This is a genomic window from Roseofilum sp., assembly GCF_982964205.1.
In genome coordinates this window covers 1-21,707 of record NZ_CEZBFX010000083.1, presented here as the reverse complement: position 1 = coordinate 21,707, position 21,707 = coordinate 1, and the positions used below count along the sequence as shown (strand labels likewise).

General features: G+C 45.8%; 11 protein-coding genes, 1 tRNA gene and 1 pseudogene. 6 read left to right on the top strand and 7 right to left on the bottom strand.

What is annotated here, in order from left to right:
• A pseudogene (locus tag AC3A14_RS17700) lies at positions 1 to 719 on the bottom strand (potassium channel family protein); the annotation flags it as partial.
• A gap of 203 nt (positions 720 to 922) precedes the next feature.
• Between AC3A14_RS17700 and mtnA the strand changes: the two are divergent.
• Positions 923 to 1,981, top strand: coding sequence for an S-methyl-5-thioribose-1-phosphate isomerase (gene mtnA, locus AC3A14_RS17695; protein ID WP_413039174.1), 1,059 nt, complete (start codon positions 923 to 925; stop codon positions 1,979 to 1,981).
• Positions 1,982 to 2,115: 134 nt separating this feature from the next.
• Positions 2,116 to 2,655 (top strand): DUF2135 domain-containing protein, encoded by a 540-nt coding sequence (locus tag AC3A14_RS17690; RefSeq protein ID WP_318701382.1) that lies wholly within the window; start codon positions 2,116 to 2,118, stop codon positions 2,653 to 2,655.
• A 121-nt stretch (positions 2,656 to 2,776) separates the two neighbouring features.
• Here AC3A14_RS17690 and AC3A14_RS17685 read toward each other — a convergent pair whose 3' ends face one another.
• The gene (locus AC3A14_RS17685) at positions 2,777 to 3,604 is read right to left on the bottom strand and encodes a class I SAM-dependent methyltransferase (protein WP_318701381.1); all 828 of its coding nucleotides are present in this window, start codon (positions 3,602 to 3,604) and stop codon (positions 2,777 to 2,779) included.
• Positions 3,605 to 3,689: 85 nt separating this feature from the next.
• Positions 3,690 to 4,841, bottom strand: coding sequence for a pyridoxal-phosphate-dependent aminotransferase family protein (locus AC3A14_RS17680; protein ID WP_318735091.1), 1,152 nt, complete (start codon positions 4,839 to 4,841; stop codon positions 3,690 to 3,692).
• 201 nt (positions 4,842 to 5,042) lie between these two features.
• Between AC3A14_RS17680 and AC3A14_RS17675 the strand changes: the two genes are divergently transcribed.
• Together AC3A14_RS17675 and AC3A14_RS17670 are read left to right on the top strand one after the other, a co-directional pair.
• Positions 5,043 to 6,203 (top strand): histidine kinase, encoded by a 1,161-nt coding sequence (locus AC3A14_RS17675; protein WP_318719059.1) that lies wholly within the window; start codon positions 5,043 to 5,045, stop codon positions 6,201 to 6,203.
• An 85-nt stretch (positions 6,204 to 6,288) separates the two neighbouring features.
• Positions 6,289 to 6,360, top strand: a tRNA-Lys gene (locus AC3A14_RS17670).
• A gap of 86 nt (positions 6,361 to 6,446) precedes the next feature.
• Here AC3A14_RS17670 and AC3A14_RS17665 read toward each other — a convergent pair.
• From AC3A14_RS17665 to purF, 4 genes are all read right to left on the bottom strand, one after another.
• Positions 6,447 to 8,966, bottom strand: a complete 2,520-nt coding sequence (locus AC3A14_RS17665; RefSeq protein ID WP_318735088.1) for a CPBP family glutamic-type intramembrane protease — start codon at positions 8,964 to 8,966, stop codon at positions 6,447 to 6,449.
• A 316-nt stretch (positions 8,967 to 9,282) separates the two neighbouring features.
• On the bottom strand, positions 9,283 to 11,082 hold the full coding sequence (locus AC3A14_RS17660) for an ArnT family glycosyltransferase (RefSeq protein ID WP_318735086.1): 1,800 nt from the start codon (positions 11,080 to 11,082) through the stop codon (positions 9,283 to 9,285).
• 63 nt (positions 11,083 to 11,145) lie between these two features.
• A complete protein-coding gene (locus AC3A14_RS17655) occupies positions 11,146 to 14,940 on the bottom strand; it encodes an ATP-binding protein (RefSeq protein WP_318735084.1) in 3,795 nt (1,264 codons plus the stop codon).
• Positions 14,941 to 15,122: 182 nt separating this feature from the next.
• Entirely contained in the window at positions 15,123 to 16,574 is a 1,452-nt protein-coding gene (gene purF / locus AC3A14_RS17650; RefSeq protein WP_318735082.1) for an amidophosphoribosyltransferase, read from the bottom strand.
• 346 nt (positions 16,575 to 16,920) lie between these two features.
• Here purF and AC3A14_RS17645 point away from each other — a divergent pair, with 346 nt between their 5' ends.
• Positions 16,921 to 18,300 carry a P-loop NTPase fold protein gene (locus AC3A14_RS17645; protein WP_318735080.1) on the top strand — a complete coding sequence of 460 codons (1,380 nt, stop codon included), beginning with the start codon at positions 16,921 to 16,923 and terminating at the stop codon, positions 18,298 to 18,300.
• 78 nt (positions 18,301 to 18,378) lie between these two features.
• Positions 18,379 to 21,707, top strand: a 3,329-nt coding sequence (locus AC3A14_RS17640) for an nSTAND1 domain-containing NTPase (RefSeq protein ID WP_487779085.1), incomplete at its 3' end; no start/stop codon positions are given.

Here is a 21,707-nt window from a genome sequence, read left to right as displayed (position 1 = left end):
CAGTTCCCCGCTTTTCTCGACTCTCTCCGTTTTTTGTCCTGTACTTAGAACGAACTTACCTATTTTAGAGATCGCAGAGATTTGGAATTTTTTAGGACTCGGTTCTGTGGCTAGAATGAGGCGATCGCCAATTTGTAACTCTCGCTCTTGCAATACCCCAGAAACTAAATCGGTTTTGCCATGGTGAGGCAGATAGTAAATCAGCATTCGATGGGGATTTTCCCATAAAGCCGTCAGACTCATGCCTAGCCAAGGATGATTAGTATCAATATATTCCTCATAAATTGGCCAAGTTTGATTGTAGAGTTTCAGTTGGCCAATGGCATGATTGCCAAAGGCAGCAAACATGAATACCGGTGCAGCGAGGGAAGAGACGCTCATGGTGGTGTGCTGGGGTAGCGTTCGATCTAAGCGATCGCCTAAGTTAGTATTAAACAAGCGATTAATCACCTGAATCTGGGGATTCAAGATCCGCGCTTGCACTAAAATGGCAAATTCTCAGCATCATCATTACTGGCAATCACCAAGGTATGGGCTTCGACTATTCCAGATTTCATCAGAGTAGAGGCTGAACGCAAGTCCCCCACCACGATATTGGCCTGTTCGCCAGCACGCGGTTCAGTAGAGATGCCAATCACCGTAGCTCCTTGTTGTCTGAGAAGGGAATAAATAGTATAACCAGTGCGTCCAAGACCACAAACGATAATTCGAGGTTTCATAGAAAGGAAGGGTATCACCGTCTTGAGCTGAATGAGTCGGGTTGAGATCAGTCTAACTTTCCATTTTTGATCAGTAGGGGAACCCAGATTGTAACTCAATACACTATCAGACTAGGCAATAGGGAGTAAGCAGTAAACCTAGGCGAACTTTTGCCGATTCCCCAGTATGATAGAGAGGTCAATGGATTGTGAATAATATTGTCATGCTCTCCCATACTGCCGTCTATCCTGTCCGTTGGGATCGGGAAAATCAATGCGTGATTCTAATCGATCAAACTCGTTTACCTGGAGAATATACGACAGTCTCGATTAATGATTCTACCCAGATGGCGCGGGCGATTAAAACGATGATTGTTCGGGGAGCGCCTGCTATCGGCGTTTCGGCCGCTTATGGCATGGCATTAGGAGCCAAAGAAATTGAAACCAGAGATTCTACGGAGTTTCTGAAGCAACTTGAAGAGATCGCCGAAATGCTACGACAAACTCGCCCTACGGCAGTCAATTTGTTTTGGGCAATTGAACGGATGTTAGAGACAGCAAGAAGTACATCCAGTTCTGTGGGAGAGATTCAGGCTAAATTATTAGAAACGGCTCAAGAGATCCAAGCCGACGATCTACAGACTTGTCAGGAAATAGGCAAACATGGGGTTAGCGTATTACCAGAAACTCCAGAGCGGTTAAATCTCCTCACTCACTGCAACGCGGGCGCTTTGGCGACAGCCGGATATGGAACAGCATTGGGTGTCGTCAGGAGTGCCTGGGAAAATGGGCGTTTAAATCGGGTGTATGCCGATGAAACCCGTCCCCGGTTACAAGGGGCAAAACTGACTGCTTGGGAATGCGTGCAAGAAGGCATCCCGGTTACGGTAATTACGGATAATATGGCGGCCCATTGTATGCAACAAGGCATGATTCACGCGGTAGTCGTGGGGGCAGATCGCATTAGCGCCAATGGCGATACCGCGAATAAAATTGGAACCTATAGTGTGGCTTTGGCGGCTAAAGCCCATAATATCCCCTTTTATGTGGCGGCTCCCCTGTCTACGGTGGATTTTAAGTTAGCCGATGGGGGAGAAATTCCGATTGAGGAACGCGATAGTCAAGAAGTGGCTCAAGTGGGCGAAACACGCATTACCCCTGAAGGGGTAGAGTATTATAACCCGGCTTTTGATGTCACCCCGGCGGAGTTGATCGCGGCTATTATTACGGAAAAAGGTGCGGTTGCTCCCCAGGAGTTATATCAACTAGAAACTCAAACTTAAAAAAAAGATTTAATAGTATATCAAATCCGAATAATCCATTACAATCAATACAATTACTTACGGCAATCCTTCCATAGCATCTCCTTAATGCTGTGGCAGAATTTGGCATCCTAATCTTAATATCAGCAATGAAAATGAAACTCACTAAAAGTTTAACTTTGGCGATCGCTGCTGTTTTCCTGGTATTATTGTTGAGCGGCCACAATCGTGTATTGTCCCAAGAACACACCGGCTGTTTTATGGTCAATAACCAAGGAGAGGTTACCAATTTATCGACGATGTGCTCAGGAAGCGAGCAAATTTTAGGTACGGGAGATGTACAAGTAACTTTAAAATGGGCCACAACTGACGATTTGGATTTATCAGTTATCGACCCTAGTGGCGACGAAGTATTATATAGCAATACCCGCGTAGCATCCGGAGGCGAATTAGATGTTGACTCTAATGCAAACTGTGAGGAAACAACTGTAAATCCTGTGGAAAATGTGTTTTGGCCCACAGGGGGAGCACCTGCGGGAGATTATGTCGCTAAAGTTACGTTTTTTTCTCGCTGTCAACAATCTGTCCAAGAGGTTCCATTTAACGTTAGTTTGCTAGTCAAAGGAAACAGAACGGAGAATACTGGTAAGGTAAATATGGAAGATGAGACCGTAACCTTTCCATTTTCCCTATAGCCAATCTAGGGTTGAGTCACCTCTTGGAAAACTATTTTTTCGCCTTGGCAAATGTCTCTGTCTATAGGGGATACAGCGATCGCGACCGCAAGAGAAAGAAAAGGGATCAATAGAAGTGCCCTTAATTTCTAATTGTTACAGTTTGAATGACCGAGAGGTAGGAGGTTAGAAACTCTTGTATTCCTCGATCGTGTAAAGCCTTTTGTATGTCTTGGAAGAGCCGATCGCGCTCTTGACCCTCTAACATGAGATAGGGCGATAAAGTGCTTAACAAACCCAGATAGCTGTCAATGGTATATTGGCGATCGCACATCACGCGATCGCAGCGGAGATGATCGAACACCTGAGAACGACTTAATGTTTCTTCTAACTGAGCTAAACGCTGCTTATGATCGTCTAAGCGATCGAAATGACCGAGGGAGGGATCGTAATGCTCATAGACCCGATCTAGAATAGCGCACACTTTCGGTTCGGGTCTAGGTGGCGTATTCCAGAGTAAAATCAGTGACCCATTGGGTTGCAAACATTCGACGATCTGGCGATCGCGCTCTTCTGGGGAAATCCAATGAAAAGAGCAGGCGGCAACCACTGCATCAAAGGTTGCTCCCTGGCGATCCCACTCTTCAAACGAGGAATTCACTAACCGCACATGAGCAAACGCCTCACTTTTTTTCCGCGCTAATTCATACGCAGCAAAGCTAGGCTCGAGTGCTACAATTAAATCCGTGATTTCTGCCAAATCAAACGTCAGGGTTCCGGGCCCGCATCCAATTTCCAACACCCGTGACTGAGCAGATAAAACACCCCAGTCTAGGGCGCGATCGAGTAAACTTTTCGGATACCGAGGTCGAGTGCGATCGTAAACTTCAGCAACTGATGAATACCAATCCTTTCTTACTTCTAAACTTTGGGATGAAACCCACTCTAAATACTCTTTTAAATCAGCCATCGATCGCAAAAACGACAAACGCAATGTGTGGTTAGGGGCGAAATACCCTTCGCCCCTAGAAAAAGCTTTCAGCAATTAACCCTGATTAATTCTTCGGCAACAACTCACCCAAAGCACTGAACAGCCGTTCAATACTCTCCGGACGACTATTATGGCCCATTAAACCAATACGCCAAACCTTGCCCGCCAAATCACCCAAACCGCCACTAATCTCAATATTATAGTTATTCAGTAATTGCTGACGAATTTCAGCTTCTTGCACTCCATCCGGAACCCGAACCGTCGTCAGCGTCGGTAACCGCAACTCCTTGGGTACATGACAAGCCAATCCCAAATCAGCCAACCCATCCCAGAGCATTTGTGCATTCTTCTGATGGCGTTCCCATCGGGACTCTAACCCTTCTTCAGCCACCAAACACAGAGCCTCATAGAGAGCATAATTCATATTAATCGGAGCCGTATGGTGATAGGTGCGTTCCTTACCCCAATACTTGCTCACCAAGGAAACATCCAAATACCAATTGGCCACTTTGGTTTGCCGATTATGGATCTTATCCAAAGCCCGTTGATTCATGGTGAGAGGAGATGCTCCAGGAGGGCAACTTAAACCTTTTTGGCTACAGCTATAGGCTAAATCAATTTTCCAATCGTCAATAAATAAGGGGAAACAACCCAAGCTAGTCACTGTATCTACAACCAGCAAACAGCCAAACTCACGGCACAAATCTCCAACACCTTCCAAGGGTTGACGAACACCTGTTGAAGTTTCTGCATGGACGATACCCAAAATTGCAGGACGGTGGGTAGCAAGAGCAGACCGCAATTCTTCGAGGGAAAATGCTTCTCCCCAAGGCTTGTTAATTTGCCGTACATCCGCTCCATACCGGCCAGCCATATCCACCATACGGCGACCAAAATAGCCCTTAACAGCCACCAAAACCACGTCATTGGGTTCTATCGTATTCGCAAACGTGGTTTCCATGGCTGCGCTACCGGTTCCACTGACAGGAATTGTTAAGCTATTATCCGTCTGAAAGGTATAGCGCAATAACTCTTGGATCTCCCCCATCAACTTGAGGAAAGAAGGATCTAAGTGACCGACTTGGGGACGACTCATGGCCTCAATCACCCTTGGGTCAGCATTGGATGGCCCCGCACCCAATAGCAGACGGGGAGGCATCTCTAAACGAGGCGAAGAGAGTTTATGGGAATTATTAATTGCGAGGACAGCGGTCATGGAACTTGTGTGTACTAACTATACGTTGATTGAGCCTAAGAAACCCATCATACCGAACCGCTGTCTCTTATGATATTGCGTGTTGTTAAGTTGGGTTATCTCGCCTCCATGCTCTAAAATCAAGCCAATTTACCGCATTTAGTAGATATATCGATTAGACTCTTAAGTAAATCTAAAGGTTGGTCATTTTTGTCCCTCACTATGCAGGCCGCTCCCGAACAGCCCCTCAAACCCAATCCCCCTCTTCAACTGCTCTTATTTGTTGATAAGCGTCCCTATGCAGGAGAGCAAATTCGACAAATTCGTTGTCATATTCGCAATCTTGCTGAAGATCTAGATTTTGAGCTAATGGTGGTGGATGTGAGCGAGCAACCCCAACTGGCGGAAAACTTTAAGGTGGTGGCTACTCCGGCCTTAATTAAAATTCATCCCCAACCGAAGCAAACCTTAGCTGGGGGCAATTTGATTAATCTGATTGATAATTGGTGGCCGCGCTGGGTGCAGTCGGTTGAAGAATATTTAGAGCAGGAAGAATTGCTCGATTCAGATTCTTGCAAGCTGAGTTCCTCGATCGCCCATTCTGCTGAACTGATCCGCTTATCGGATGAAATTTTTCGTCTGCGTCAAGAGACGGTGGAGCTAAAGGAGCAATTACAGTTTAAAGACCGGATTATCGCTATGTTAGCCCACGATCTGCGCAATCCTTTAACGGCGGCGGCTTTAGCTGTTGAAACCTTGGAAATTGGCTATAGTGCAGACGATGGGCGCGCTTCCCGGTTTACCGCCACGTTAACGACTCAATTGCTTAAACATGCTCGTACGCAAATTAAAGCGATTGACCGGATGATTACGGATATTCTGCAAGTGGCCAAGGGAAGTAATACGCAAATCCAGGTTCACCCAGAGAAAATAGATCTGAAACCTTTGTTTATGAGAGTTTTAAAGAATTTTGATGAGCGATTGCAGTACAAGTCCCTGAATCTGGAAACGGATGTGCCTCAAGATTTACCTCTGGTCTATGCGGATTCGGAGCGGATTCACCAAGTGATGACTAATTTATTGGATAATGCAATTAAATATACACCTCCCAAAGGTTCAATCAAACTCTCTATTCTGCACCGCACGACTCAAAAGATTCAGGTGAGTCTTTGTGATACGGGACCGGGGATTCCGCCAGAAAAACAGGAAAAGATTTTTGAAGATCGGTTTCGCTTAGAGCGCGATCGCACTAAAGAAGGCTATGGTATCGGTCTGTCCCTCTGTCAGCGCATTATTCTCGCTCATTACGGGCAAATTTGGGTCGAATCTCTGGACAATCAGGGCAGTTGCTTCCACTTTACCCTACCGGTCTACCGTCCTTGAGCCTAGGCGCGAAAAAATTTGCTCTAGGGATTGACTTTTACCAAAATCTTGTGCTAGGTTAGTTAAGGTTTGGTTGTCTTACCATGGGTCGCTAACTCAACGGTAGAGTACTCGGCTTTTAACCGATTAGTTCCGGGTTCGAATCCCGGGCGACCCATAAATTCCTGAAGTAGGGGCGAAAGAAATTTCGCCCCTACAGTTTTTTAAAGAAAGCGCTATCAGTTATTGCGAATATCGAATCAACTATACTTTATAAATAGGCTCTAAAGGATTCAATTCAATCAATCCATGCAACACCCAAATCACCCAAAATGAACCCGTCAGACCATAGGTGAGAATACAAATTGATCCCAATGTGCCACTCAAGAGTAAGACAACCGGCACAAGTTTTAACGGGACTTTAGAGCCTAAACAAACCCTAATCACCTTATAGAACAGATAAATAATTAAACTGACTAAGGCGAATAACCACCATTCTTGTTTTGAAATCCAGTCGGTGGGATGGGGAACTAATAAAACACGGAAAATGAATTCTTCTAGGGCTACTGGAATGATTAAAAGGGTCAATCCTTTCCAGAAGCTTGGTACAGAATTGCCCTGAGCGAGGAAAGATGACCAAACCTGATGCCAGGATTGCTGAAAAGACTCTCCATTGACCCATTGCCAAAAACTATAACTCCAGGCTACAACTAGGGCGATCAATGCATATAAAGCTAACATTAAAATTAGGATGCTCCAATCTCGCCATTCTGGCCGTCCTAACGAGAGCAAAATCCGACCCGCAAGGGTGGAAATAATGGGAAATTGACCTAAAATTCCGGTAGGAGCAATGGGTTCTATGCTGCTATCCCATCCCCCCACTTGATTGGTGCGCAAAAACCAAAGTTGCCCTCCTTCGTCGAGAAAAACTTTGGCCATTTGGTCATAAGCAGAGCGTGGAAGTAAGGTTTGCCAACTTAACAGAGCATTTAATAAATCTTGATCCGTCACAAATCCATTACGAGCGTTTACACCAGATAAAAACTGGGCATTTTGTTTCCAATCTTCCCGAACAACCCCTTGAGGAGCAAGGGTTTTGGCTATATTTTCTCCTAATTCAACTAATTGAGATAAACGTTGGGTTTGGGGGTCATTGGGATGAGCGCGTAACCAAGTGACAATTTTGGGATTGTTGAGGATTTGTTGTTTAATTTGTTCGATGGTAATGTAGAGGGCTTGACTGGAATCTTGAACGCAGGAGGTGGCTGGAGTGACTTCTGCTACTCCGGTTCCATCCCCTGTGCGATACCGGGCCATCATGACTTGGAGTTGTATCCAAAATTCGCGGATGGGTGAGATGATTTCACCGTCAAAATTATAGTCCTGGGTTAAGGCATCAAGTTTAATGACTACATCGGAAACAGGGCGAGTTCCTAACCATCCGCGTTGCAGATTTCCCATGTAGTTTGTCCAAGTATGGGTTCCGGAAATAATGCCGTTTGGATTATGGGCGTAAACTTGCTGATAGAGAATGTCAAATTGTAGTTCTTGGGTGAAGGGGTCACGGACAACTTGGGCAATTCCGTAGGCAAAATGACCGGTTACGGTTCCGGCACTAATGGGTTCTCCGTTTTCGCCTCCAATTCCGCCAAAGAGATGCATAACGATCGCAGACTCTCCTTCGTTCCAGTATTGCACGGCTTGTTCTGGACGGGTAGCTGTCGGAGAGATGAGGAGACTTTGGGTTGTTCCTTTGCGTTCTTGAGTGTCTTTCCAATTGTAGTGTTGAATATAGTCGAGACCGTTTTGGCTGCCCAACAAGATACGATCGGGGTAGAGTTCAAAGAGCGATCGCGGCCTAATCCCTTGTACGATCAATTGTCCCTGTTCGTCTCTAGCTCCGTAAATATACCATCCTCGATCGCCCGCAGGGGACTTTTCGATGCCTTCAGGAGTGGATAACCAGCGGCCATTATTATCTAGAGGCTGTTGGGGAATGCGGACTGTTCCTTCTGGGCCGTTAAATTCTCCAGTTTCTGAATTGTAGTGTTTAACTTTATACCACTGTGTCCGACAAGGTTCATCATCTGCACAAGTTGAGGGAAGAGGTTCTAGAATTTTCACTAACCCGTAAAAGCGTCCCGTGACTTGAATCGGTTCTAGGGCTGTTTGTAAAATTGCCGAGTTGGGACTGTTGGGAATGAACTTAACTTCATTTAAACGGACAATTAGATCGTCTTGGGGACGCGCTCCAGCGAGGGACTGGAGGGGCCCAACTTGGGTGCGACCCTGGAGACGGGTGGGGATGACATTGCCTTGATTATAGTTTTCTAGGGCGCGATCGCTCAGGTTGACATCTGTGGTCACGATGTTGACATACTCAGCAATCCGGGGAGTATCCTGCCATTCTAAGCGCACGGTTTTCCCTTGCCAAGCTTTCGCCTCTAGTGGTGTATGATACAGCTCTATCCAAGCCCAATCCGCAATAGACGAATTGGGAATAACGGTGTTCAACTCTTCAGTAGAGGGTAAAATTAACCGTCCTAACCATTCTCCTGTGCTGCGATAGTAGGGAGCAGCAATGGGTTGCACCGTAGGATAGAACCCAACCTGATTAAATGGTGCTTCAAGACTGAGGGAATAACTGGAGCGTTGCGTCGTTTGAGAAGATGCAGTAAGAGCAACTAGAGCCACTGTGATGATACTCAAAAGTGCCCGACCCATCCATCGTCTTATGTGTGTTGTTTTGCGCTGACCCATTGGCGATCGCCTACCTTTCCACATCGTTGTCCCTTATCATAGGCAATATTGGAGTTCTCAGACCAGAGGATCTATGACTGAAGCATCAGCAACGGAAACAGGAACATTGGAAGAAAAACCAGAAGCGATCAAGCAACGCTTGAGAGCTGATTCCTAAAGGAAATCTTAAGTAGCTAATCGACGAATCATTAAACGAATCAAAGAACCATAAGAGCTGATTCCTAAAGGAAATCTTAAAAAGGCTGGAATCCTTATATATCAATGGTTTTAGCCTTGATTGGGAACAACTTAGTATTTTAGTGAACCTCTTGCTGTTAGGCACTTTCAACGACTTCGGGAATCAACTCTTATGCATTAAGATGCTGGCTTTTTGGATATTCTTGTTGAGTGTATTAATCACTTCCTCTTTACTGATTCGCACCAGTTGATAGACCCCTTGTTGATCTAAAACTTCATACTGTTGGGGTTCAAATTCCATGCTAGTGAAGTTTTTTAGTTCTCCTAAAATGAGCAAAGTTTCAGGAGTTTCTGGGTCTTGGATCAAGTTGCCGAGGGTAACAAGAGATTGTTGAGAATGATGGCCGTAGATGAAAGTGTTTTCGGTATAGAAGGTAAGGCTGGGTTTCCAAAAACCGATCATCACCAGGGGTTCGCTCGGTTGTTGGGTTTGGGTGACAGTTTGGGCGAGTTCGCGCAGGGGGAGTTGTCGCTGTTGATCCACGATCTCGGTCATGGGGGTAACGATAAAGATCATAAAGGCGGCAAAAGCGATCGCATTAACGGTCCATAACCCGCGCCACCATTTGCCCAGTAGTGCAATAAATAAGACGATCGCCAGAATCGTATAATGCCCTGTAAATTGCAGGAGAAAACCCAATTCCTGTAAGGTTGTCCCCAAGTTAGGCATGGCGGGGTCGTTACCTAGGGCAGGAGTAGCGAAAGGGGCAAAGGTTGCCAGGGCTAAACAGAGGATGATATTGGCAACACCGCTCCAGAAAAGTCCAGGGTTGAAGCGTTTCGAGTTGCCAGCTTCCGGTTCGCTCCAAACCAGAGCAACGAGAATACCGCAGGCTGGCATCAGGGGGAGGACGTAGCTGGGAAGTTTGGTGACGGCAATGGTGAAGAAGCCAAAAATGCAGATAAACCAGAAAAAGGCAAAGATGCGTAAATGCTGGCTGCGGGGTTGCCGCAACCAGGCGCGACGCTGCCAAAATCGGGTTTTGAAGAGGGCGATGGGAAGATAAACCGACCAGGGGAAAAAGCCGACGAAAATAGTGGGAATGTAGAAATACCAGGGCGCGGAGTGGTTATTAACGACGCTGGTAAAGCGCTCGATGTTGTGATAGCCAAAAAAGGAGTTGATGTAGTCCCAACCATTCGCCCAAGTGACGAGGATATACCAGGGGAGGGTGAGGGCAAAAAACAGAAGAACGCCCCCTTTCAAGTTCATTTCCCCTAAGACCAGCTTCAGGTTGCCCATGTAGGCTAAAAAGCAGACAATGATTAAGCCGGGCAGGACTATACCCACGGGGCCTTTCGTGAGGACAGCGAGGGCACAGAAGGCATAAAAGGCTTGATACCAGCGTTGTTTAGCTTGCCGTTCTGGAGTTGCGTAGGCAAAGAAGAAGGCCAAGAGGGCAGAACCAATGCCGGCACTCAGGAGCATGTCCGAGACTCCCATCCTTGCCCAGGCAATGGTTTGCACATTCATCACGATCGCCGTTCCACCAATGCAACCGGCGATCGCAAAGGGTTGGGTTTGTCCTGGGGAGCCTCCAAAGCGCCGCAGGGTGTAAAATCCAAACCAGCCCAGGAATATTGCAGCTAGAGCCGAAGGTAGGCGCACTGCCCAAGGGTTCACGCCAATCGCCTGATAACAGAGGGCGATCGCCCAATAGATCAGAGGCGGCTTATCAAACCGAGTTTCGCCATTAAAATAGGGCGTGATCCAATCCCCCGTCACCGTCATTTGCCGGGCTGCTTCAGCAAACAGGGGTTCAGTTTCATCCACCAAACCGATCTCGCCCAAGTTCCAGATCGTGGCAATGATGCCCATAGTCATTAGCCAAACTAAGCAGATCGTTGAGGCGATCGCCAGTTGAGGGGGTTTTGCTTTCTTCGTGGGTAACGACTCACCCATAACGGCTGCTCCAAAGTCCGTAAGTTATGCGATCTGACATTATACAACTCCCCCCAAGCATCTTTATTCACTCAATTTTTCCGGAATCTCAATCATAAACTCAGTTCCTTTCCCCAATTCTGATTCACAAGACAATTGACCGCCATGCTGATCGACAATAATGGAATAACTGGTGGATAAACCCAAACCCGTCCCCGATCCGACCTCTTTAGTTGTAAAAAATGGATCGAATATTCGCTTCATATTCTCCGGAGCAATCCCCAGCCCATTATCAGCAATCCGAATTTGGATTTTACCATTAGTTAAACCTTGAGTTGCAATAGTAATTCGGGGCGCTTCACCATAACCTTCTAACGCATCAATAGCATTATTGAGTAAATTCAGGAAGACTTGGTTTAACAAACCGGGATAACACTCAACAAAAGGCAATTTAGCATATTTTTTAATCACCTGAATTCCATTCAATCTATTTTCAACCATAACCAACGTGCTATCCAGCCCTTCATGGATATCAACCTCTTTTTGGTTTGACTGATCCAAGTGAGAAAAATTCTTCAAAGACTTGACAATATTACTAATTCGATCGATCCCATATTTCATGGACTTAATCACATCTGGGAAGTCTTTTTTCATGAAATCCAGATCGATCTCCTCCGATCGCTGTAATATTTCTGGAGTAGAATTCCGACAGTTATCCTGATATAAACCAATCAAATCCATCAAGTCATCCACATATTCTTGAGTACAATTGAGATTCCCCATAATAAAATTAGCTGGATTATTAATTTCATGAGCAATCCCAGCAACCAACTTTCCTAAACTCGACATCTTTTCAGTTTGAATAAGTTGAGCCTGTGTTTGTCTCAATTCTTTCAACGCATCCTCTAATTCTTCTGCTTTTTTCCTATATTCATCAGACAAGACGCGCAGGGTTTGGAGTTGGCATAACTGAATTTGAGTTCTAATCCTAGCCAAAAGTTCTTTTTGATGTATGGGCTTAGTTAAATAATCATTTGCCCCGGCTTCCAAACCAGTAACAACATCCGTGATTTGATTTTTAGCTGTTAGCAGCAAAATAGGCAACTCATCCAAACCATAGGTTTCCCTCAGTTTTTCACAAACTTCATATCCGGTCATCCGAGGCATCATCACATCCAGTAACATCAAATCAGGTTTATTCTCTGAGTCGATCAGATCGAGAGCTTGTTGTCCATTATTTGCTTGAATCACGCGATAACTATAAGGGCTAAGATAATTCACCAGAACCTGCAAATTTACAGGTTCATCATCCACCACTAAAATCGTCCAGTTATTTCCCCGATCTGAAAGTTCTAAGTCGGGTTGATCTCGATCGGTTGCTAAGGATATCTTTGGATTGACTACAGCTAAAGAGCTGACTTCTTGCATCTGAGATCGCTCGGAACTCTCTTGCTGTGCAGAAATCGGCAAAGTAAACTTAAATTGAGAGCCTACCCCCACTTCTGATTCAACCCTAATCTCACCTCCATGTAACTCTACTAATTTCTTAGTAATCGCTAGTCCTAAGCCTGTACCACTATATTGTCTATCGGTCGAGCTATCTGCTTGTTCAAAAGATTCAAAAATTCGGTCTAATTTATCGGCTGGAATACCGATACCCGTATCACTAACCGTTACCACGATCTGAGCGCGATCGATAGAATTTTGATCGATTTCTGCTGAGACTTTAATTTCACCTGTATCTGTAAATTTGATCGCATTACCAATCAAATTATGCATAATTTGTTGCAATCGATTTTCATCCGCATCCACCTGAGGAAGATCCCAAGCAATTTCATTAATTAACTTTAGATCTTTGTTAACAATTAGCGTTTGACTAATGGCCAGTATGACCTCAACAATCACACTCAAGCTCACTGGATTGATTTGCAGTTGTATCTCTTTGTACCTAAGTTTCGAGAAATCCAAAATATCATTAATCAAGTTCGCCAATCGTCGTCCGCTAGCGACAATTAAGGACAAATTTTTATGGGTTATTTCAGACAGAGCATTATTGGGATTCCCCATCAAGGATTCCGCAATTCCAATAATTCCATTGAGAGGAGTTCGCAACTCATGAGACGTATTAGCCAAGAAATCATTTTTAATTTCGTCAAGTCGATGTAATTCTTGATTTTTAATCTCTAACTCTTGAATAAAACGCTTTCTTTCTAATTCTGCTTGTTTTCGATCTCTAATATCCTGGAATGCTGTAATTGCATAAATTATCTGTCCTTCTTCATCAAAAATTGGGGTAGCCCAAACCTCCATGGGAATCACTAGCCCTCTCTCATGTAGTTCTAGATCTTCGATATAAACAGTTTCTCCTTGCAGAGCTAACATGGATGGTAATTGCTCCTGTGGACAAGAACGATCCGTTCCTGCCAGATAAACGTTATATTCTCGAGAAAGTTCTATCGTCTCTGCACTCAATCGCTGATCTTGATTCAGAATTTGTTTTCCTCTGCGATTAAAATAAGAGGGCTGACCGCTCACTTCATACAGTGCAATACCGACTGGAACCGCTTCTAAAATTTGTTTCACTCGCTTTTCAGAAGCTTCTAAATTGGCATAAGATTCTTTCAATTGAGCTGCCATATTATTGAACGCTCGTCCCAAAACTCCCAATTCATCTTTCCGGTCAATATTAACGGGTTCATTAAATTTCCCTTCGGACAAAGCTTGGGCTGCCTCTTTGAGGGATAAAATGGGTTCCGTTACCCAACGAGCCGTAATTAAACCCGTCAGTATACTACCCAATAGAGCGGCAATACTCAATCCCAATGTATAGAGGTTATTTTTCTTGATTTGTTCTATAAAATCTGCTTCTGGACTGGTAACTACAATCAGCCAATCTAAACCTTGCTCATCCTGAAGACGACTAACCTTCACAAAGTGCCGTTCATTCTCAAACTGAAATTCCAGTTGTTGGGACATATTAATAGTATTTGTTGTCAGATATTCTTCCAAGTATGCAGCAGTTGCTTGAACCAATGCATTCTGACTTTCAGTTACCGAAATTCTGGTTTGCTCTCCATCAACTAACTTAAAGGGTTTTTCGGTTGTAGAGCTGGACACTAACATACCATCAGCTTCTATGATAAATGTTTCTCCCGTTTTACCCACTTCTAATTCCTGGAGGAAATCGTTGACTTGTCTGAGGACCGTGTTAACCGATAAAACTCCTAACAATTGGTTCTGCCGATCGTAGATGGGAAAACTATTGGCAATGACCAACTCTGCATCATGTTTGGTAATATAAATTTGACTCCAAATTGATTGTCCGGCGGCTACGGCATCTTGGTACCAAGGTCTAGCTCGAGGGTCGTAACCTAGGTTGTTGAGACCTTCTAGTTCAAGTTGATTAGTATCAGGATTGAGAATATAGCGTTTAACATGAGGATCGATCGCTGGATCTAAGATATCTATTTTAACTAAACCATCTTTATCTAAAATGGCTCCAGCATACCGTCCTCCCAAGTCTATTCCCATGCAAATATTACTGGCTGTGCTTACCCATTGATGTTCTTGCCAAAAAAAACGAGCCATGGATTCTACATCATCTAAGCTCAATTTCCCCAGTTTTATTGCATCTTCATTAATTTTATTGATTAGAATTGGAGTTTCTCGGTAATGTTCTAAATGCTGTTCAATTCGATTCGTAATTTCACCTTGCAATTGTGTAGCAAGATTGTTGACGGCTTTCTGACCATTGCGATAGGAAAGATAACTTACTAGCCCAACAGTGGTACAAAGTTGAATCACAAAGGGAAGCACTAAAACCGTCCGTAGTGGAATTTTGGCTAGGTTTTTACTCACGAATTTCGGTAAAGCCTTCATGGTGATTAATGAATCGATTAACGCTTTGATGTGCCTTCTATCTTATTCAATTTTTTAGGTTTAGCAAGAGTTACAGTGTAAAACTTTATGAAATCACTATCATGAATTCTGGGGAATGATATCCGTGAATTTCCCAGTAAGATTAGAGTGCGTTATTTTCACAAATAACGCACCCTAGGCCATTAGGAAGGACTGGTTTCGAGCATGAGTTTGGAGCGTTTCAGGGGTTCAGGGATGGCGATGGGATAATTGCCAGTGAAGCAAGCAGAACAGAAGTTACTTTGATGATCTCCTGTGGCGTGATGCATAGCGTCCCAACTCAGGTAAGCTAAAGAATCTACACCAATTTGTTGGCAAATGTCATCTACAGATTTAGTTGCGGCAATGAGTTGATCTTGATTGTCGGTGTCAATGCCGTAGAAACAGGGATGAGTGACAGGAGGGGAGGAAATTCGCATATGAACTTCTGTTGCTCCTGCATCGCGGATAGCTTTGACCAGTTTCTTGCTGGTGGTTCCCCGCACAATAGAGTCATCGACTAAAATAATCCGTTTTCCAGAGAGGACATCTTTGAGGGGGTTAAGTTTCATGCGAATCCCAGATTCGCGCATTGCTTGGGTGGGTTGAATAAATGTGCGACCCACATATCGGTTTTTAATTAACCCTTCGGCAAAGGGAATACCGGACACTTCCGAAAATCCGATCGCCGCTGGAATTCCTGAATCGGGTACACCAATCACTAAATCGGCATCCGTAAAGGACTCTTTGGCTAAATAATGACCCAACCGTTTGCGATAGGTATAGATGGTCTCTTCCTCGACTACACTATCGGGACGAGAGAAGTAAATCATCTCAAAAATACAGAGTTTGGGTTGGGGTTTTTGAGTCCAATGGAAGGAGGCTAACCCTTCTTCGGTGATCCAAACCAGTTCACCGGGTTCGACATCCCGCAAATATTCCGCACCAATAATATCTAGGGCACAAGTTTCTGAAGCCAACACATACTGACAGGGATTTTGTCCCAATGTACCAATCACTAGGGGCCGGATGCCATGGGGGTCGCGAACTCCCATAATACCGTCCGGTGTGCCAATGACTAAACTATAGGCTCCTTGGCAATAGTTAAACGCCGAGATTGCCCCATCTAACCAATCTTTACCTCGATCTACTTCTGTGGCCATGGCCAAGGCAATCATTTCTGAGTCTGTTGTGGTCACAAACGTACGATCGTTTTGGGTAAGTTTTTCCCGCAGTTCCACAACATTGACAATATTGCCATTATGTGCTAGAGCGAGAGACCCTAGTCGGGTCTCTACGATCGCTGGTTGGGCATTAGCCGCCCGTGAGGAGCCAGTTGTGGAATAGCGGACATGACCTACCGCACTTTCCCCCACTAAACGATTGAGGATTGATTCATTAAAGACTTGGGAGACTAAGCCCATATCTTTATGGTGATTCACTTGTCTATTGCTAAAGGTAGCAATGCCTGCGGATTCTTGTCCCCGATGTTGGAGGGCATAAAGACCAAAATAGGTGAGTTTGGACACCTCTTCTGAGGGGGCATATACGCCAAACACACCACAAGCTTCCTGGGGTTTATCAGCATGATTGGGATTCAAAACATCAAGCTCCATAGGTTCGATGGGGGTAGTATGCGGTATCACGTTGTTAGTTTGGTTTGTCTGAATTTAGGGTAGCTCAGATTAAAAAAAGGAATAGGGAATGGGGAATAGGCAAGAGACAAGAGACAAGAGAATCGACTGGGTTTGACCCTTTCCTTGAATAGCCTACATTTGGATACCTAATTTTATTTTAAGGTTTTCTTAACAAATTAGCATAAGAAATTTAATCTGATTTTCTGATGGAAGAGATCGGGAGATCGAGGGATTGGGGGATGGCGATCGCCCATTTCGGATACCGTAGCCATTAAAATACTTGTAAAACACTTGTTCCGATCGATACCACTCACTCTATTAGACCATGACCCGTCCATCCGTGCCTTTTGATTTTATTCGGTTTCTCAAAGCATCTCGCCCTAGCGATACGATTGATGTGAGCAAACCGGAAGAAAGAAAGCTCTATATTGATTTTACTCAGGTTAGGGGCGATACGGTCATTACCGAGTTATTCGAGCATATCACGGAGGTCTATCCCGATGAACCTACCTGTAATTTGTTTACTGGACATATTGGCTGCGGTAAATCGACGGAATTGTTGAAGCTGAGAGCGGAACTGGAAGAGGCGGGATTTTATACCATTTATTTTGCGTCGAGTGAAGACTTAGAATTAGCAGATGTGGATATTGGCGATGTATTATTGGCGATCGCCCGTCGAATTTCCCAGGGACTCGAAGAACTACAACTTCCCCCAGCGCAAGGACTACGGGGGTTGTTAACCCGAACCACAGACCTATTGCAAACTGAATTTAATCTCACAGAAGTAGAAGTTGGTATTCCCAAAAGTGAAACCCTGCCTCAAGTCGGCGTTAAGGCCAATTCAGAAGGCTTTTCATTAGGCGTAGGCATTGGCAAAATCACCGCCAAAGCCAAAGGGGACACTCAACTGAGACAGAAGCTGAATCAATTTTTAGGGCCGCAAAAAAATGAATTAATCCAAGCGATTAACAAAGAACTCATTCAGCCTGCCATTGAACTCTTAAAACAACAAAACAAGCAAGGATTAGTGATTATTGTCGATAACTTAGACCGGATTGATGCCACCCGGAAATCTTGGGATCGTCCCCAACAAGAATACCTGTTTATCGATCAAGCCGAATTTCTGCAAAAATTCCAATGCCACATGGTCTATACCATGCCCTTAGCCTTGCGATTTTGTGATGAATATGGCCGTTTAATGGCTCGCTATCCCGACTCGCCGAAACTCTTGCCTATGGTACGACTTAAAGATAAAAATCGCCAAGATTGTCCTCAAGGCATGGAGAAAATGAGGCAAATGGTTTTAGCCAGAGCTTTTCCGGATTTGAGTGAAGAAGAACGACTGAATAAAGTTACAGAAATCTTTGAAGATAGCTCGACTCTCAATTATGTTTGTCGTACCAGTGGTGGTCATGTTCGGGAATTACTGCAACTGTTAACCGAGTGGATTTCCAAAGACCGGAAAAAGGGGAAACTCACCCGTGAAAGTTTAGAATTTGTCATTCGTCAGCGACGCAGTAATATGATGTTGCAGATTGATGATGCTGAATGGGAACTCTTGCGACAAGTACAACAGACTCAGCAGGTGAGCGGCGATGAAAATCACGATAAGTTAATCCATTCTCGTTTAGTATTCGAGTATCAAGAAGATGGAGTTTCTTGGTTTGACATCAACCCCATTTTGCAAGGCGCAGAGCAATTATAGGTGGCCGAGAAACCCGGTTTCTCCAAGAAACCGGGTTTCTGGCTCTCACTTTCGACATTTATTATTTAATTATTCATTATGATGATAAGTCCCGAAAATCTGGATAGTCTAGATGACCTCAACTGGACGCTAGAAGCCTCTAGCGGTGAGTTTGCGCTGATGATTGCTTGCTGTAATTATGGCGATTTGCAGCAGGTGTTGATGGATGAGTTGGTGAAGATGTCAGCCTTACACATCAAGGTGGTGAGATTGCAGGATGGGGAGACTTCTTTGTTGAATGCGCTGCACCGGGAAACATCGGCAGGAAACGATGAGGCAATCATGGTAACCGGTTTGGAGCAAGTCGAGCAATTGGAGAAACTCTTGGCTTCGGTGAATCAGGTGCGGGAGTCTCTGAAGGGGGAGTTTCCTGTGCCGATGGTGTTTTGGGTGAATCAGGGAGTCTTGAAAACGTTGCTGAAATCGGCTCCTGATTTGGCCAGTTGGGCAAGTCACTATCAGTTTCGGCTGCCTTCAGCAGAATTGAATGGGTGGTTAGGGGAGCGGGTGGAATGTTTTCAAGATGGGGTGATTTCTCCGCAAGACGCAAAAGAACTGGCAATGGCACTGGAGGCGGTGCAACGGGATATTGAAGAGGAGGGAGCAACCCTGAGCGCTGAAGGGAGAGCGCATCTGGAAATGTTGTTGGGGTTGGCTGCTGTGCCTTATGGAGATAATCGCCAGATTGAGGAAGCTATTGGGCATTATCAAGCGGCGCTGGAGATGTGGCAAGAGCAGGGAAATCTAGAGCAACAAGGCTATGTGTACAGTCATTTGGCGTATGTCTACTTTCGGAAGGCGTTTCTGACGAGGGAGAATGTGCAGTTTGTGCCGCCGAAGTTATTTAAGGAACTGAGAGAGGAACAACGGCGCAAGGGTTCAGAGTGGCAGGTGGCGTATGGGTATGTGCAGCGCACGTTGGCGCTGTGGGAAGAAGCGGGAACGCTGGAGAATATGGCGAGGACGTTTCATCGCTGGTTGGGAATTTTGCGGTATTTGGAGCATTGGGACTTGTTCGCACAGTTGGCGCGTCAGGTGATTCCGTTCCATGAAGATGAGGAGAAATGGCCGAAGCGTTATCGGTTGCGGGATTATTCGGTGTTAGCAGAGGTGGCGTTTGAGCAGGAGCGGTGGGAGGAAGCAGAGCAGTGGAGCGAGAAGGTATTGCAGGAAGCGGCAAATGAAGACTCGAATCAATATTATGTGGTGCTGTCGCGGTTGATTTTGGCGAAAGTTTATTGCCGTCGGGGAGAGAGGGATGCTGCCATTGAGCAGTTGCAGAGGGTGCGGGAGTCGGGGGGAGAGCGTGCGCCGAGGCTGCATGTGGAAGCGTTGGAGTTGTTGAGCGTGTTGTTGTTTGAGCAAAAAGAGTATCTGGAAGCCTATGAGGTGAAGCGGGAGTTACGGACGGCGGAGTTTGAGTATAATTTTCGCGGGTTTGTGGGGGCGAGTCGATTGACATGCAGACCCCAGCAACGGGGAGTGGCGACGGAAATTCGGGCGGCGGGGAGAGAGGAGGCGGTTAAGCAATTGGTGGAGCGGGTGTTGGATACGAGTCATGCGGTGACGGCGATTTATGGGTATTCGGGGGTGGGGAAGAGTTCGTTGATTCAAGCGGGGTTGGTTCCGGCGCTGGAAGAGAAGGTGCATCGAGACCGGATTATTCCGATTGTGTTGCGGCGGTATGGGGATTGGCAAGGGCAGATTGGGGAGCAGTTGGAGCGGTTTGGGTTAGGGTTGTTCCCTTCGACTCCGCTCAGGGAACAGCCCTTCGACTTCGCTCAGGGCACGTCATGGACTGAGGGGGATTTGTTGCGGGTTTGGCGAGCGGCTGAGGGGGGTTATGAGCGGATTGTGTTGATTTTTGATCAGTTTGAGGAGTTTTTCTTTGAGTTTGGCACAAGGGGGGAGCGCAGGCCCCTGTTTGGGTTGCTGGCGGAGGGGTTGGAGCGGTGTCCAGGGCTGCAAATTGTGATTTCGATTCGCCAGGATTTTATTCATTATTTGTTTGAGGAGCGGGAACTGCCACGGGTGGGGGATTTGCTCAGTCGAGAGAATTGCTATCCGTTGTCTTATTTTCGGCCGGATGAGGCGGTGGAGATTATTCGGCGGTTGACGGAGAAGACGAGTTTTCATCCAGAAGAGGAACTCTTGGAGCGACTGGTGGAGGATTTGGCGGGAGAAGGGGAAGAGGTGATTCCGATTGAGTTGCAGATTGTGGGCAGTCAGTTGGAGGACAGTTATATTACGCGGTTGGAGGAGTATGAGCGGCTGTATGAGGGGGTGTTGGAGCCGAAAACGGAGCTGGTGCGGCGTTATATTCAGACGGTTGTTGAAGATTGTGGCACAGAACATGAGCGATCGGCGTATTGGGTGTTGTTTTTGTTGACGGATGAAGACTTGCGCCGTCCGGTGAAGACGGAAGAGGAACTTAAACGGGAGTTACAAGAAAAGATAGAGGAGGCAGACTTATCCCTGGTGCTGAAGATTTTGGTGGGTTCTGGGTTGGTGCTGTTGATAGAGGAGCGAGGGGAAGCGGGCTATCAGTTGGTGCATGATTATTTGGTGCGCTATGTGCGAGAGCAAGCACCGGAACTGCAACAGTTGCAGGAGAAACTGGAGCGGGAGCAAGGGAAGCGGGAGAGAGCCGAACGCAGTTTAGCTGAGATTGAGAAGAAAGTACGGCGGAGTGCTTTGCTATTGGGGTTGACTTCTGTGGCTTCGGTTCTGATTATTGCTGGGACAGTTGGGTTGGTTCGTCAAGCTAGGGTAGAGCGCAAATTGGCCCTAGACACCATTCGATGGGAACGGTTAGGTGTTAGAGCTATGCAGCAATTTGAAAATGGTCAGCAGTTAGAATCTCTAGTTTCTGCACTACAAACGGCTCAAGAGTTGTATCCTCAAGTGGTAAATCAGCCCATCACTGAGTATGCCGCCTATACTCCCATTTCGGCATTGCAACAGATTAGCCACACCATCAGGGAGCAGAATAAGATTACTTACCTGGCTGGGGTCAGGGGAGTTGCCGCTAGGGGAGTAGCCTTGTCTCCCGACGGACGCTACCTGGCCACTCGCAGCACTGACAACACAGTGAAGATCACAGAAGTTGAGAGTGGTCAAACCCTCCACACTATTACTCACGAGGATTGGGTCAGGGGAGCAGCCTTTTCTCCCGATGGACGCTACCTCACCACCTACAGCAATGACAACACAGCGAAGATCACAGAATTTGAGAGTGGTCAAACCCTGCACACTATTACTCACGAGGATTGGGTCAGGGGAGCAGCCTTTTCTCCCGATGGACGCTACCTCACCACCTACAGCCGTGACAACACAGCGAAGATCACAGAAGTTGAGAGTGGGCAAAC

Excerpts from the sequence above, each read along its gene's own strand:
- AC3A14_RS17645 (WP_318735080.1), top strand. The coding sequence starts at position 16,921 with ATGACCCGTCCATCCGTGCCTTTTGATTTTATTCGGTTTCTCAAAGCA.
- AC3A14_RS17680 (WP_318735091.1), bottom strand. The coding sequence starts at position 4,841 with ATGACCGCTGTCCTCGCAATTAATAATTCCCATAAACTCTCTTCGCCT.
- AC3A14_RS17675 (WP_318719059.1), top strand. The coding sequence starts at position 5,043 with ATGCAGGCCGCTCCCGAACAGCCCCTCAAACCCAATCCCCCTCTTCAA.
- mtnA (WP_413039174.1), top strand. The coding sequence starts at position 923 with ATGCTCTCCCATACTGCCGTCTATCCTGTCCGTTGGGATCGGGAAAAT.
- AC3A14_RS17690 (WP_318701382.1), top strand. The coding sequence starts at position 2,116 with ATGAAACTCACTAAAAGTTTAACTTTGGCGATCGCTGCTGTTTTCCTG.
- AC3A14_RS17665 (WP_318735088.1), bottom strand. The coding sequence starts at position 8,966 with ATGTGGAAAGGTAGGCGATCGCCAATGGGTCAGCGCAAAACAACACAC.
- AC3A14_RS17655 (WP_318735084.1), bottom strand. The coding sequence starts at position 14,940 with ATGAAGGCTTTACCGAAATTCGTGAGTAAAAACCTAGCCAAAATTCCA.
- AC3A14_RS17660 (WP_318735086.1), bottom strand. The coding sequence starts at position 11,082 with ATGGGTGAGTCGTTACCCACGAAGAAAGCAAAACCCCCTCAACTGGCG.
- purF (WP_318735082.1), bottom strand. The coding sequence starts at position 16,574 with ATGGAGCTTGATGTTTTGAATCCCAATCATGCTGATAAACCCCAGGAA.
- AC3A14_RS17685 (WP_318701381.1), bottom strand. The coding sequence starts at position 3,604 with ATGGCTGATTTAAAAGAGTATTTAGAGTGGGTTTCATCCCAAAGTTTA.